A 14,253-nucleotide genomic window follows, 5' to 3' on the forward strand; every position below is an offset into this window, starting at 1 on the left:
ACCAAACCCTAGACCCGACCACCGACAACAACCCCTTGTAAACAAGGCGATCCGAGCCGCCCAGCCAAGATTCTCTCGAACAACTTCCTGGTCAGAAACGAGGCCTGCACGGTCGTGTCGGTTCGCGCGTGTCGAGGCGCGCCTCCCCGCTCACGGCGGCCGCTGCAACTCCTCGACGCGGCGCAGATCCTTGACCCGGCCGGCGGCGCGGCGCATCCGGATGAGGTCGTCACGGTGCAGGTAGCGCACCACCGTGCCGTCGTCGGCGACAGCCACCTCACAGCGGCGTACGAACTGGGTGATCGGCAGATCGCCCCACGGCAGCGCCGGAGTGCAGCAGTCACCGCTGGCACTCGGGGCGCGAAACTGTACCTTGGGCAGGGCAAACGCCTGCGCGTCACACGGTACGACCACGCCACTGTCGTCGGTCAGCATCGCGCCCACCCGCGCGAACGCCGCGGCCAGAGCCGGAGCCTGCGCCACATCGCCTTCCCACAGCAGGTCAAGGTCACCGGTGAGTTCACTCGACCCGTGCAGGATGCCGGCGACCTGGCCCATCACGACCACCCGTGCTCCAGCGTCATCGAGCGCACGGAGCAACGGGAACGGGTCGAAGCCGAACGCATCGTCGCTGGCCATCGTGCCGACAACCTCGTCGGCGTCGTCATGCCGAACGCCCGTCGGCGTCCGATTGCGATTGAACTCGGCGAGTCGGCGAACCGCCTCCCGCAACCGAGCGATCGCATCGCCGTTTCCTCGCCTCACAGCTCCGCCAGCAGCTCCTTCGCCCGGGTCACCGCGTGCTCCGTCACCTGCTCCAGCGCGCCCGAGCCGAACGCGGTCTGCCACACCTGGTAGATGTCCTTACCGTAGGCGTCTGCCGGCGGCAGGTATCCGAGGCTGGCGCCGTTCACGAGGTTGAGCACGAAGACACCTTCGGCGGGAATGCCCTGTCGCAGTTCGCGCTGGAAGTACGAGTATGCCTCGCCGGGTTGTCCGACGAACACCAGCTCGCCGACCCGCCACGTCCACACGGGCTGGACGGTCGTCGTGCCCACGGGCAGGTTCGTTCGTTGCGTCCTGGCTCGGCGCAGGCGTTCGGCGCGGGCACCTGGGTCGATGTGCGCCCAGCGGCGTTCGAGCTCCTCGAAGGAGGGCAGTGGCTTCGCCGGGACGGACAGTTCGGTGCGATCGACAGCGATGGTGGACTGCCAGGTCGCCGGCCGCGGCCGCCAGGCGGCGAGTGGCGCGCCGGACTCGACGATCTCCTCGAGGGCGAGCCCGTGCGACGGGAGCGGCAACGTGTGCAGGGCGGCGAGCGCGGCGTGCCCGATCCCCAAACCGTTCCGGTCGGCCAGTCCGGGGTCGCCGGTGTACTGCTCGCGCGGCGCCAGGTCACCCGATGCTCCCTGCAGAAACAAGCAGGGCGCCCCGGACGTGGCGGTTTCGACGACCTCACGAAGGGCGCCGACGAAGTCGGGAGACACGAGGGTGTTCTCCCACGCCAGGGTGGTGGGATGGCATGCGTAGTTGACGATCGTCGCCAGCACCTGCCCGTCGGCTCCGCTGACCCGGGCGACCAGGAGCGTGTCGTCCGCCGGCGCCTCCGGATTGAACCCCACGACGTAGCGTTGCTGCCACGGAAGGTCGCGACAGGTGGCGACACCGCTTCGTCCGGTCGCCACGGTCATGGTGGCCGGGGCGCAGGCGGCGAGCGCGTCGCCGGTAGCGGCGACGGCGGCGTCCCGCAGCAGGTCGAGATAGTCGGACACACCGGCACCGCCCGGCTCGTCCACGTCCAGGGCGTGAATCGTCGGGCTCGAGTGGGTGTGGGTGAGGTGGAGCATCAGCCTGGCGGGGTTCAGGCCGTGGGCGTCGAGCACCGCACCCCGCACCGACCACTCCTCCTCGGCGCGCCGCCACACCGACAGGTCCGCGGTGATCAGCACCAGTGGATCGCTGTCGGGGCTCGACCGCAGTGCCAGCGCGGTCAGGCTCAGCGGGCGGTGGTTGCCGGTGGAGACGTCCGTGCGGGCGGCACCCCAGTTCTTCGCCCGGATGCCCACCGGTGGGGTGATGTCGCGCCGGGCGACTCCAGCCTCGCCCTGCCAGCCGGGCGGTGCCCACGTACACGCAGTCATGACCGATCCTCCTTGCCGGTGGTGGATTCCGTGCTGGGTCCAGCGCCGGGTCCTGCGCCGGGTCCTGCGCTGCGTCCTGCGCCAGGTCCAGAGCCGGGTTCGTACGGTGGCAGGAACTGCGTGCGCGGGACCTGTTGGGCGAGCACTCCGCCGTCGACGATGATGTGCTGCCCGGTGATGTAGGAGCCGGCGTCGGAGGCGAGCAACAGCACCGGACCGACGCATTCCTCCGGGCTGGCGTAGCGGTTCTGCAGCGGAATGTGACGCCGGTAGTAGTTCTGGAACGCCTCCCGGTCGGCATGGAAGTGAGCGGCGATTCCGGTGTCGACCATTCCAGGTGCCACGCTGTTGACCGTGATGCCGTACTCGCCGAGTTCGACCGCCAGCGTCCGGGTCAGCATGGCAAGCGCGGCTTTCGCGGCGTCGTAGTGGGCAAGTCCGGCCTCGGCGACGAAGGCGTTCTTGCTGGTGATGTTGATGATCCGGCCGGCGACACCGTCGGCCATGAGGTGGGTCGCGAACCGCTGGGACAGCAGGAACGGCGCGTCCAGGTTGACCGTCATCGTGTGCCGCCAGGTCCGCTGCGTGATGGAGCTGAACCGCTCGATGTAGGCGACGCCGGCGTTGTTGACCAGGATGTCGAGCCGGCCGGTACTGGCGCGGATCCGGTCCACGGTGTCGGCGAGTTCGTCGAGCCGGGTGAGATCCTGCGGCCAGGCCCACGCTCGTCGTCCGCACGCGCGCACCGACGAGGCCACGTCCTCCAGCGACTCGTCGGGTTCGCGATCGAGCACCACCACGTCGGCGCCCGCCTGGGCGAGCCCGACCGCGAGCGCGCGGCCGATGCCGCGACCGGCGCCCGTCACCAACGCCACCCGACCGTGCAGGTCGAAGCCGCTCATCGGTCCGCCGTGCTGTAGTACTGCTCCGGATTGGTCGGCGCGGGGCAGGGGTAGAACCAGTCGATCGGGAAGCCCTGCGGCACGTTGTGGAAGTCCTTCCGTTTGATGCCGAAGGAGTTGGTGGCCCGACAGATGCCGATGCAGTGGAAGAGGTCCTTGGTGATGGCGAGGATCTCCCGCATCGCCGCGACGCGCGCGTCCTCCTCCACCGCCGGCCGTACCCGCTGCTGGTAGATGTCCATCTGGCGTACGACCTGCGGTGGTGGGCGTTCCCCGCTCTTCCCGCCGGAGGTGTACCACGCCGACCACAGCGGCGCGTAGTTTCGTGCCTCGCTCTCCGAGGCGAACCAGAAGTCGGTGCGAAGGTGCGGGAGGATCCCACCACCTCCCTCGGCCGTACGCGACACCGCGTCGTGTGCGTTGGCCTCGATGCGCTCGTAGATGAGGCTGACCGACTGGCTCTTGATCTGCATGTCGATGCCCACCTCGCGTAGGTACCCACGGATGAGGTCGACGGTCCCTACGTAGTCCTCCCGGTCGCTCGGTACGTCGACCGCGAAGGCGATCTTCTTACCGTCCGGGCCGAGCCGCATACCGGCGCCGTCGCGTTCGGCGTAACCGGCCCGATCGAGGTAGGAGTCGGCTTCGGCGACGTCGTAGGCGGTGTACTGCGTGGCCATCTGCTCGTCGTAGTAGGGCGAGTCCGGCAGCGGGGCCACCTGGTGCGGGACGCCCTGGCCCTGGAAGACGGTCTTGATGATCTCCGGGCGGTTGATCGCGTGGGAGAGCCCGATCCGGAAGTTCTTGTTGGTGAAGATCTCCCGCTTCACCGGGTCCTTGTGGTTGAGGTTGAGGTAGAGACCGACCGAGACCGCGTACATCGAGCGCAGGTCGACGAAGTCGAACCCGCCCTTCTCCCGGTTGCGGGCGAGGACCGGCTTCTGGGCGTAGTCCCGGTAGAAGCGCCTGGCCTCGAAGTCCATCTCGCCGTTGCCGGCCTTGAGCAGGCTCAGCTGGTGGTTGTTGACATGCTCGAAGGCCACCTGGTCGAGATAGGGGAGTTGGCTACCGTCGGGGTCGACCTTCCAGTAGTAGGCGTTGCGTTCAAACGTCATGCGCTGGCCGGTCGAGGCGGGGTTCTTCGGCACCCACGCGTGCACGGTGGGAAGCTCGGTGTTCTGCCACTGGTCGGCCTTGGCGAAGAAGTAGTCGATCCAGCTCGAGAACCGTTCGCGCTTCGCGGCCTGCTCGACATCCTTGTTGTACGCCTTGTGGAACTGGCGGAGGTAGTGGCTCGGACGTTCGGCGAGGTTCAGAGCCGACGGAGTGGCGAGGTACTGCAGGAACAACCCGTTCGCCACGGTGAAGCGGAACCGCACGGTGTGGTCGTCGACCTTCTCCAGGCTCGCGGGCCGGCCACCGCTCACGGCGAAGCCCGGCGGCACCGGCGAGAGTTCGGTGTTGAGCGAGACGTCGTTGTAGGCGAAGAGGATGTCGTCAGCGGTGAAGGGCTGGCCGTCGGACCACTTCATGCCCCGGCGGAGCGTGAGCGTGATCGTCTTGCCGTCGTCGCCCACCTCGAAGCGGAGCGCGACGTTCGGGATCACCTCGGTGAACTCCGGGTTCCAGCGGGTCAGGCCCTCGTAGCCGACCGTCGTGGGCAGCTCCCCGAAGTCGCCCGTGGGGCTACCCTCCAGCACGCTGTGCCAGGTGCCGCCGTAGGAACCGGCACGCTCGTTGGGCTTGACGACCATCCGGTCCTGGGGCAGGCGCTCGCCCACGGGTGGCAGCGCACCCGCGTCGACGCGCTCCTTCAGCATCGGCGCCTCGGCGCCCTTGGCTGTCGCGGTCCGACGTGGCGTGGCGGCGTCGGTGGGTTTGGTGTCCAGGAAGCTGCACGCGGTGAGGGCGTAGCCGCCGGCGAGGCCCATGCCCGCCGTCAGTACGTCGCGCCGTCGCGGGCGACCGTTCGTCTGCGGGGCCATGGGTCACTTTCCGAAGTCTGGGAACGAGATGGGTTTTCCGCCGCCCGCGATGGACTCCGCGGAGAGGGCGGCGACACAGCTCCAGGTGACCGCGTCGCGTACGTCGACGGCAGGCGGCCGACCCTCGCTGATCGCCGTCACGAACTCGTCGATGACGAAGAAGTCGCCACCGCCGTGACCCGCGTCCAGTGCGTCCGCCAGCCGTTCGCGCCACAAAGGGTGCTCGTACTCGGGCGCGTGCTTCCACAAGGAGTCCCAGCGGGCCGGTTCCTGACCGGGCAGGGACTCCGACGCGCCGGGTGAGAGTCCCTCGATCCAGACGAGCGGATCCTCCCCGTCATGGCGGGCCGACAGATAGGCGCCACGCGACCCCTGCAGGCCATAGTGGGTCATGTTGTGAGGACGTGGGCTGGAGTCGACCCGGATGGTGACGACCACACCCTTGGTGGTGTGGATGAGCGCGGTGCCGGAGTCTCCCTGCTGCCAGTACTCCCGGAGCCGCGCGGCCGGGTGGTCCGCACCGAACCGCTGGCCGAAGTACCGGCGCTTGCCGGGGCTGTCGGAGGTGAACGCCGTCAGCACCTCGAACCGGTCGTCCGGGCCGTTGCCGGCCCGCAGCCAACGTGCCACCGGGCCCATGGAGTGCGTCGGGTAGGAGATGCTGTCCAGCCCGGCGCGGAGTTCGCCCCGCCAGGTGAGGCTTCCGTCCGGATGGTGCAGCAGGCTCCGGGTGTCGTGGATGTAGCCGCCCTCGAGATGGGTGAGCTCGCCGAAAAGGCCTTGTGCGGCCATGTTCTCGACCATCAGGTTCGGCCGCATGAAGCAGTAGTTCTCGGCCATCATGTACGTCCGGCCGGTCTGGTCGACGGTTTCGACCAGTTCCCAGCATTCTTCGAGGGTGCGCGCGGCGGTGACCTCGCTCAGGACGTGCCTGCCGGCCCGAAGCGCCGCGATCGCCTGAGTGGCGTGCAACTGCAGCGGAGTGGCGAGCAGGACCGCGTCGACCTCGGCGTCCTCGAGCAGGTCCTCGTAACGGAGGTACGCCGAGACGTCGGGGAGGCGGTTTCGCCACTCTCGAAGGACGTTCTCGTCGAGGTCGCACACGGCGACGACGTGGGCCTTGTCGGCGAGCCGGTCGAGTGAGCGGTGGAAGCTCTGCCCACGCCGGCCGCCGACCACCGCCAGACGGACCGGCTTCGTGGACCCGGCTGACGCCGACCCCGCGGACGTGGCTGAGGACATGGCTGGTTCGGTCATGCGAACCGACCTCCCAAGGTGGGCGATCCTGCTGAGCTGTGGTCGCCACGACTCCGGTGTCGTGCGGACCGATACCGGCCGATGTGCGTACGGCGTCGCATGGGCATGCGCCTTCGTGACCGCGTGCCTCGCGGCATCGAGCCGGGCACTACACACGTGTTCGGTAGAACAGAACGGCGTTCGGAAATGATCGACGTGCCGAACGATAGGTGCCGTCGGTAGGTGCGTCAATACTCCGAGCAGGCGCCTGGACCGCGCATGGTCGAGGCCACACTGACGGACCCGTATCGTCTGACCGGTCGACAGGCGACCGGGACGGGCGAGAGGGGGCGTCGACGTGAGACAACGGCGACCGCGAGAAGCCGAGCGTGCCGGTGGGGACGTCGACCGGTACATGGTGCGCAGCGTGGTGCGGGCGATCGGCGTCCTGGAGGTGTTGGCCGATCGCGGCACCAGCGACGGGCTGAGCGTCACCGAGATCGCGCAGGAGTGCGGGCTCTCCAAGAGCATCGTCTTCTCGGTGCTGCACACCCTGCGCGCCCACGGCCTGGTGGCCGACCACGGTGAGGGTCAGAGTCGGCGCTACCGGCTCGGTCTGGGGTTGTCCCGCCTTGGCGACCGGGCCCGGGAGCAACTGTCCCTGCTCGACCTCGCCCGGCCGGTGTTACGCGAACTCGCTGCCCGGACAGGGCTTTCGGCACGCCTGGCGGTGTTCCAGTACGACGCCGCGATCTCGGTCGACCGGGTCGACGTGCCCGCCCACGTGCACATCGATCTGCGGATGGGTGCCCGGGAGATGCTGCACTCGACCGGGATCGGCAAGGCGATGCTCGCCTCCCTTCCGGACGCCGAGGTCGAGCGCATCATCGCCTTCGCCGGCCTGCCGCGTCGTACGCCCCACACCATCACCGATCGCGACAACCTGCTGGCGGAGATCAAGGAGATCCGCCGGGTGGGGTACGCCCTGGACGACGAGGAGGATGCCGAGGGCATCTTCTGCGTCGGCAGCGGCGTCCGCGACGACGCCGGCGCCTGCGTCGCGGCGATCAGCGTGACCGGTCTGAAGACCGCGGGCGCCGCCGATCGCTACGACGAGATCGGCGGCGCCCTGCGGAGCGCGGCGCGACGGATCTCCGAGCAACTCGGCTACACCGGCAACACCGGAGCCGAGGGCGGGGAGTGATCAGCTCAGCGCGCCGTCCGACAGCAGGACGTCGACGGGGGTGCTCAGGCTGGTCCGCAGCATGATGGCGAGTCCACGGCTGATCATGTCGATCGACATGCTCGGACCGGTGCCGTCGACGACCTGTTCGGGCGCGTACGGCACGTGGACGAAACCGCCACGCAGGCCGGGATACCTGGTCGCGATGAGGTGCATCAGCCCGTAGAACACGTGGTTGCAGACGAACGTGCCGGCGCTCTGTGAGACCGTCGCGGGAATGCCGGCGGAGCGGAGTTCGGCGACGCAGGCCTTGACCGGCAGCCGGGTGAAGTACGCCGCCGGGCCGTCCGCGACCACGGGTACGTCGACCGGTTGGTTTCCCGCGTTGTCGGGGATCCGCGCGTCGTCGACGTTGATCGCGACGCGTTCGGGCGTGATGGTGTGGCGCCCGCCGGCCTGGCCCACGCACACGACGAGGTCCGGCGCGTAGACCTCGATCGCGGTCTGCAGGGTCGGAATGGCGGCGCCGAAGACGCAGGGGAGGCGTGCGGTGTGCAGGGGACCGGACCACGTCTCCGCCAACCTGACAACGGCCTCCCAGGACGGATTGAGGTCCCTTCCGTCGAACGGCTCGAAGCCGGTCACCAGAACCGTCGAGGTCATCGCGAACGTCCGGGCGCGAGTGAGGGCATGGAAGTTCACGGTCTCCGTTCACGGGCGGCGGACGAGGTCTGGGCTCGAGGTCGGTCGGGAGAGTGTGTCCCAGTATGGCCGAGCCGCGGCCCCCCATGATCACCGACGACCGCTTTCGTTACCGACAGGTGGTCTGCCGCGCCGGCTCGCGCCGGCTCGCGACGACAAGCACGTGACCCCGGAGCGCGACGGCCGCCGGCGGTCCTCGACGCAACGACGTACGCGAGGCCACCGGCGGCCTTGAGGGGTTCGTCGGGTCAGCTGCGGACGGAGACGATCAGCTCGATCTCGACGGGCTGGTTGTCGGGCAGGTTCGAGGTCCCGATCGCCGACCGCGCGTGCTGGCCGCGGGCGCCGAAGAGTTCGACCATCAGGTCGGAGAAGCCGTGCACGACCTTCGGCTGCTCGTGGAAGTCCGGCGCGCTGTTGACGAACGCCAGCGCCTTGATGATGCGGTCCACCCGGTCCAGGTCACCGAGATGGTCGCGGATGCTGCGCAGCAGTTGGATGCCGGTCGCCCTCGCCGCGTCGTACGCCTGCTCCAGACTGACCTCGGCGCCGACCCGGCCGCGGTAGAGCAGGTTGCCGTCGTTGTCGGCCGGACCGTGCCCGGAGACGAACAACAGGTCGCCGTGCTGGACGCAGGCGACGAGCCCCCTGCCCCGCTCGATCTTGCTCGGGAGCTCGATTCCGGCCTCACGCAGCTTCGCTTCGATGAATCCCACCAATGACTCCTCTTCGTTCCTCGTGTCGGTTCATGCGGGACGGTCGGCCAAGAGCCGCCGTAGTTCGCGCAACACGATCTCGTCCTCGCCGTCCTGCAGCGGCTGCGGGTTGAGGGCGATCGTGTTCGGGTCCACCTCTCCCACCGCGATGTGCGGGTCGCAGGCCCACAACGCGGCGACCAGCCGGTCTCGGTCCCAGCCGCTGTCCGGGCCGATCCGCACCAGCGCGCGACTGTGCGGTTGTCCCGCCTCGCTGGGATAACCGCGTTCGACCTGGACGCCGGGGAGACCGGCCAGTCCGTCCACCCAGCCGCGGACGGTCGCCTCGTACGCCGCGAGCAGCGCCGGCTCGTCCTGCGCGAGCGTCCACTCCACGGCCGCGAGGAGCCCGAGAAGCTCCTCCTTGCCCACCTTGAGCCCGCGCCCGATCGAGTGGTTCGGCGAACCGTTGGCACGGGCGGCGGCGATGACCCACTCCCGGCCGACCAGGAGGCCGGTCGACTGCGGGCCACGCAGTCCCTTGCCACCGCTGAAGATCGCGGCGTCCGCGCCGACCTCGGAGGTGAAGTGCCACAGCGACGAGACCGGCGGGATCTGCGCGGCGGCGTCGACGAGGACGGGGACGCCGGCCTCGTGGGCGATCCGCACGACGTCGGCGAGGGGCAGCGCGCCGGAGGAGAAGTGCGCGCCCGCGAACCACAGGACGCATGCGGTTCGCCCGTCGATCGCCGCCGCGAGCTCACCCGGTTCCGGGCCGACCTCCACCAGCCGTACGCCGACCTGGCGTACGGCGTAGTCGTATCCGTTGCGCTGCGAGCCGTAGACGATGACGGTCCGCTCGCCAGTCTTGTCGAGGTAGGGGAGGTCCTCGATCGCGACGGGATCGGTTCCGCCGCCCGCCCCGGAGACGCAGGCGGTCACGGCGAGCGTCAACCCGGCAGCGGCACCGCTGGTGACGTACGCCGCGTCGTTGCGGGTGAGTTCGGCGAGCCGCTGCCCGACGCGGCGGTGCAGCTCCACGATGTCGACGAAGTGCCGGGCCGCCTCGGCCATCGCGGGCACCACCGGTGGTGCCACGAGCGAGCCGCCGAGGCGGGTCAGCGTGGCGGCGGCGTTGACGACGGGCCGCAGGCCGAGCGAGGCGTAGAACTCGTTGACGTAGCGGTCACTCATGTCCGTTGCCGATCGAACTTCGACGAGGCCGGTACGCCGAGCCGCTCGGCCAGCCAGCGATCGGCCACGTCCGCGTCGGTCTGGCCCTCGTGGGTCAGCACGTAGCGCGTCGTCGCTGACCCGAGGTCGGCCGCCAACCGGGCCAGCCGGCCGGACTGGGCCGCGGGTTCCTCCGGAGGTACCGAGACCCGTACGTCGGCGCGCACGGCCGGGGCGTGCCGTCCCGCGTCGAAGAACGCGAGCGTCCGGGCGAGGGCGTCGGCGGTGTCGGGGCGTGCCCGGAGGTGGTCGTTCAGCTCCTCCAACGGATAGCCGGGCTCGGACTCGCGCGCCGCTGCCCGGTAGAGCAGCGCACCACCGACCTCCACGGCCGAGAAGACCGAACGTCGAGCGGCGGTCAGCACGGCGAGGTCGTCGCCCACGACGGCGAGCCTGGTGGGGTCGACGGAGGGCAGGCCGGCCAGGAACTCCGCCCCACGCAGGCAGTCGGCGACGATCCCGCGGTAGACGTAGGTCTGCTCGCTCTCGATGCCCTCGGTGAGCAGCCCCGGATAGCTCGCCGCGAACGGCGAGTCGGCGAGCCGCTGGCCGCGGTGCATGATCGTGAGCATCACGTACCGGAGCCGGTCCTCGTAGTGCGGTGGGTTGTTCACGCTTCCGTGGTTGGGGGTGGCGAGGATGCCGGGGAACGGGCCCTCGCCCTTCGGGACGCTCAGGTAGCCGAAGAGGCGGTAGTCGCCCAGGCTGCTGATGCGGATCTCGTACCCCGTGAAGTCGTCGGTGGACCGGCTCGGCACCAGGTCGATGACGGGACGGGCCTTCGACGCGGCGAGCTCGGCGTCCACCCGCGCCCAGTAGGCCTCGAACTCGCCGTCGGTGACCTCGGCGGTCGACGCCTGCTCCGCGGCCACGGACATGGCGGTCCCGCTCGTCACACCGGCGGTGACCGCCGTCGTGTCACCGCTCGGCGTCGGGACGGCGGGCTTGAGATGCCCGGCCAGGAAGGACTCGACCTTCTCCATCTCCCAGAAGATCCCGGCGTCGTGTCCGCACCGGTCGTAGGTGTGGAGTTCCTTCGGGCAGTCCAGCGCGTCGTAGACCGCGAACCCGGTCTCCGGCGGGCAGACGTCGTCCTCCATGCCGAGGTACACCATCATCGGCACCCGGATCTTCGGTGCGAAGTTGATGCCGTCGAAGTAGCCGACGGACTCGGCGACCGCGCGCTCGTGCTCGGGATGGACCCGGAGGTACTCGTTGATCTCCTCGTACGGATAGGAGTGCGTGAGCCGGGCAGCGTCCATGAAGCCGCACAGGTACGGCGCTCCCGCGGCGCCACAGGCCACGACGTCGCCGAGCAGCGCGGCCGTGGTGATGGTCAGCGCGCCGCCCTGGCTGGAGCCGTGCACGCCCACGCGGTCCGGGTCGACCTCGGGCCGGGTCAGCACCGTCTCGACGGCACGGACGGCGTCGACGTAGAAGCCGCGGTAGGAGTAGGTGTTCGGGTCGACGATGTTGTGCACGAGCAGGCCCGGGTAGCCGGGGTTGAAGCGTTCGTTGGAACGAAGCTTGCCGCGCGGTGCGACGGCGAACGCCGCGTAACCGCGGCGCGCCCACGCCTTCGGGATGACCGGTTCGGACATGTAGCCCGGCAGCAGCATCAGGGCCGGATAGGGCGGCGGGACGTACTCCGGCCGCGGGACGGCGTACCAGCCGGCGATCCGGAGTCCATCGAAGCTGTCGTAGCGGACGTCGAAGACCGCGACCTCGGCGGTCGAACGGCTCTCTGAGTACTCGAAGGAGGGGCGCAGTGGAACGGCCTTCACCCGCTCCAGGGTCGCGGCCCAGAACTCGTCGAAGTCGGCTGGTCGATGAACGGTGACGGAGTGACGGCGCGGATCCCGCGGCCCCGTCACGTCGTACCACCGGCTGTGACTACTGTCCCCGAGGCCTTCCGCATCGCTTGGTCCCTCCCGGTTCGGTCCTGGTGTCGGGTGCGGCTTGGCGGCGGGACCTGACGGCAGGAAGGGCGCGGCGGTCCCGCTCGAAGAAAGGGCTCCCGTTGGACACCGATGTCCAGGTCGCCTCCACCCGTGGTGCGGTGGCCGGCAGAGGTGAGGAAACCCGAGAACGTCCGCGTACGGTCGCCAACCGGATCCGCGGTCGTGAACAGCTCGTTCCAGGTCTCGACCAAGGTTCCACGACGGACAGGGCCGGTCAAGACCACGCCGGGCCGGCAGGACCGGTCCCGGCTCCTCGTGTCCGTAGCCGGCAACACCTCAGGTCGTACGGCCCCGATACTCGGGCCGGCTCATGAACGAGTCGCCTCGTAGTCGGGGAGTGCGGCCGGGGTGGTCCGGGTCGCCGGGCGCATGGTCAGGACCAGGACGGCCAGCCCGGCGAAGATCACCGTGGCGACGACGCCGGTGACGTGCAGGCTGGCGGTGAACGCCTCCCGCGCGGTGCGCAGCAGTTCCGCGCCCTGGCCGGCGGGAAGGCGCTCGCTGGCGGCGACCGCGCCGGCCAGCGAGTCCGAGGTGCCGTCCATCCGGCCGCGGTAGACCACAGCGGCCACCACACCGAGCAGCGCGAAGCCGAGCGAACCGCCGAGGTAGTTGCCGGTCTCCGACATCGACGCCGCGGAGCCGGCGCGCTGCGGTGGCACGGACCCGACGACCAACCCGGTGCCCAGCGCGAACAGCGGTCCGGTGCCCAACGCCAGCAGGGCGATGCCGGTCATCACCAGCGGCAGGGCGCTCGCACCGTGGACGCCGACCAGCAGCAGGCTGCCGAGCGCCGACACCACCAGCCCGCCGGCGATCGCGGTCGGCTGCCTCATCCGCCGGGCCAGCGCCGGCGCGGCCATGGTGCCGACCGCCACACCCAGGCCCATGGGTGCGAAGAGCACCGCCGACGCGAACGGCGAGTAGCCCAGCACACTCTGCAGGTACTGCGTGACCATCAGGCCCGTGCCGGCCATGGCGATGCCGGCGAAGACCAGCGCGACGAGGACGGCCGTGAACGGGCGGTTGCGCAGCAGCCGCAGGTCCAGCAGCGGCGTCTCCAGCCGCAGTTGCCGGCGTACGAACAGGACTCCGACGACCGCGCCGACGACGATGGCCACCGCCGGCACGACCGACGCGCTCCCGACGGTCAGCTGCTTGATTCCGTAGACCATCAGGAGCACCGCCACGAGCGACAGCCCGACACTGGCCGGGTCCAGCCGGCCGGCCTGGTCGCTGCGGAACTCCGGCAGCAGGACCGGCCCGGCGAGCACCAGCAGGACCATCGCCGGCACGGCGGCCAGGAACACCGATCCCCACCAGAAGTGCTGGAGCAGGAGTCCGGCGAGGACGGGCCCGAGCGCGCCACCGGTGAACTGGCAGGTCGCCCAGATCGCGATAGCCTGGCCGCGCTGGCGTTCGTCGCTGAACATGTTGGTGATCAGGGCGAGGGTGGACGGTGCCAGGGTCGCGCCGGCGACGCCCAGCAGCACCCGAACGACGATCAGCATCAGCGGACCGTCCGCGAACGCGGCCACGACCGACAGCGCCGCGAACGCCGCCGCACCGATGATCAGCAGCCGCCGGCGGCCGATCCGGTCGCCGAGCGTTCCCATCGTGATGACCATGCCGGCCACCATGAATCCGTAGCCGTCACTGATCCACAACTGCGCGACGCTGGTGGCGCCCAGGTCCGCGCTCAGCCGTGGGAGCGCGAGGAGCAACGCCGTCGTGTCCATGGCGACGAGCGTCGTCGGCAGCATGAGGAGGACCAGCCCCAGCCACGCCCGGTTGATCCGCATATCAGAAGCTCCCTGTTCTCTCGACGTTTCGCCGGTTGGTCGGAGCGGGCGAGAGCTTCTTGACATCGCGGACGAGCCGCTGGCGGGTTTCTAACGTCCTGGCGGGTGCCGCTCGGAGCGCAGCCGCCTGCGCTCCGCGGTGAACTCCCACCACATCCGCGGCGGGCCGCCACGGGCCTGGTCGACGACGGACATGAACGTGTCGAGCAGGCACGGGTCGTACCTGCGCCCGTCGACCGCGCACAGCTGGTCGTACATCTCCAGTGGGTCCCGGTCGGTGAGGTGGCTCACCTCGGTCACCCCGACGCGGGCCAGGTAGCGCCGCACGGCCGGTCCGACGTTCGTCAGGGCGAGCAGGTCCTCGCCGCTGCCAGTGCGAGCCTTCGTGGTCATCGCGGTCCCCTCTCGGTCGA

General features: G+C 69.8%; 12 protein-coding genes. 1 reads left to right on the top strand and 11 read right to left on the bottom strand.

What is annotated here, in order from left to right; all coding sequences use genetic code 11:
• Nucleotides 1-150: 150 nt before the first annotated feature.
• The 5 genes from HEB94_RS19205 to HEB94_RS19225 all read right to left on the bottom strand — a co-directional run bounded on the left by HEB94_RS19205 (nt 151) and on the right by HEB94_RS19225 (nt 6,285).
• Nucleotides 151-639 carry a hypothetical protein gene (locus tag HEB94_RS19205; protein WP_238361569.1) on the bottom strand — a complete coding sequence of 163 codons (489 nt, stop codon included), beginning with the start codon at nt 637-639 and terminating at the stop codon, nt 151-153.
• Nucleotides 640-761: 122 nt separating this feature from the next.
• Nucleotides 762-2,141, bottom strand: a complete 1,380-nt coding sequence (locus HEB94_RS19210) for a hypothetical protein (RefSeq protein ID WP_192751173.1) — start codon at nt 2,139-2,141, stop codon at nt 762-764.
• The gene (locus HEB94_RS19215; protein ID WP_192751174.1) at nt 2,138-3,043 is read right to left on the bottom strand and encodes an SDR family NAD(P)-dependent oxidoreductase; all 906 of its coding nucleotides are present in this window, start codon (nt 3,041-3,043) and stop codon (nt 2,138-2,140) included. The genes HEB94_RS19210 and HEB94_RS19215 overlap by 4 nt, the downstream gene beginning before the upstream one ends.
• Entirely contained in the window at nt 3,040-5,028 is a 1,989-nt protein-coding gene (locus HEB94_RS19220; RefSeq protein WP_192751175.1) for an ABC transporter substrate-binding protein, read from the bottom strand. Before HEB94_RS19220 ends, HEB94_RS19215 begins: the two co-directional genes overlap by 4 nt.
• Nucleotides 5,029-5,031: 3 nt before the next feature.
• A complete protein-coding gene (locus tag HEB94_RS19225; protein WP_192751176.1) occupies nt 5,032-6,285 on the bottom strand; it encodes a Gfo/Idh/MocA family protein in 1,254 nt (417 codons plus the stop codon).
• Nucleotides 6,286-6,622: 337 nt separating this feature from the next.
• Here HEB94_RS19225 and HEB94_RS19230 point away from each other — a divergent pair, with 337 nt between their 5' ends.
• Nucleotides 6,623-7,468, top strand: a complete 846-nt coding sequence (locus HEB94_RS19230) for an IclR family transcriptional regulator domain-containing protein (protein WP_202896434.1) — start codon at nt 6,623-6,625, stop codon at nt 7,466-7,468.
• Here the strand turns inward: HEB94_RS19230 and pcp are convergent, their stop codons facing one another.
• From pcp to HEB94_RS19260, 6 genes are all read right to left on the bottom strand, one after another.
• Nucleotides 7,469-8,149 carry a pyroglutamyl-peptidase I gene (gene pcp / locus HEB94_RS19235; protein ID WP_202896435.1) on the bottom strand — a complete coding sequence of 227 codons (681 nt, stop codon included), beginning with the start codon at nt 8,147-8,149 and terminating at the stop codon, nt 7,469-7,471.
• 248 nt (nt 8,150-8,397) lie between these two features.
• Nucleotides 8,398-8,865 (bottom strand): Atu1372/SO_1960 family protein, encoded by a 468-nt coding sequence (locus HEB94_RS19240; RefSeq protein ID WP_192751177.1) that lies wholly within the window; start codon nt 8,863-8,865, stop codon nt 8,398-8,400.
• 30 nt (nt 8,866-8,895) lie between these two features.
• Nucleotides 8,896-10,038 (bottom strand): aminotransferase class V-fold PLP-dependent enzyme, encoded by a 1,143-nt coding sequence (locus tag HEB94_RS19245; protein ID WP_192751178.1) that lies wholly within the window; start codon nt 10,036-10,038, stop codon nt 8,896-8,898.
• Nucleotides 10,035-11,951 carry an acetylxylan esterase gene (locus HEB94_RS19250; protein ID WP_192751179.1) on the bottom strand — a complete coding sequence of 639 codons (1,917 nt, stop codon included), beginning with the start codon at nt 11,949-11,951 and terminating at the stop codon, nt 10,035-10,037. Before HEB94_RS19250 ends, HEB94_RS19245 begins: the two co-directional genes overlap by 4 nt.
• Nucleotides 11,952-12,346: 395 nt before the next feature.
• Nucleotides 12,347-13,840: an MFS transporter gene (locus HEB94_RS19255; RefSeq protein WP_192751180.1), complete on the bottom strand. Its 1,494-nt coding sequence runs from the start codon at nt 13,838-13,840 to the stop codon at nt 12,347-12,349.
• Between the two features lie 90 nt (nt 13,841-13,930).
• A complete protein-coding gene (locus HEB94_RS19260; RefSeq protein ID WP_192751181.1) occupies nt 13,931-14,233 on the bottom strand; it encodes a helix-hairpin-helix domain-containing protein in 303 nt (100 codons plus the stop codon).
• Between the last annotated feature and the right edge of the window lie 20 nt (nt 14,234-14,253).

This window comes from Actinopolymorpha pittospori (assembly GCF_014873875.1).
GTDB classification, from domain to species: Bacteria; Actinomycetota; Actinomycetes; order Propionibacteriales; family Actinopolymorphaceae; genus Actinopolymorpha; species Actinopolymorpha pittospori.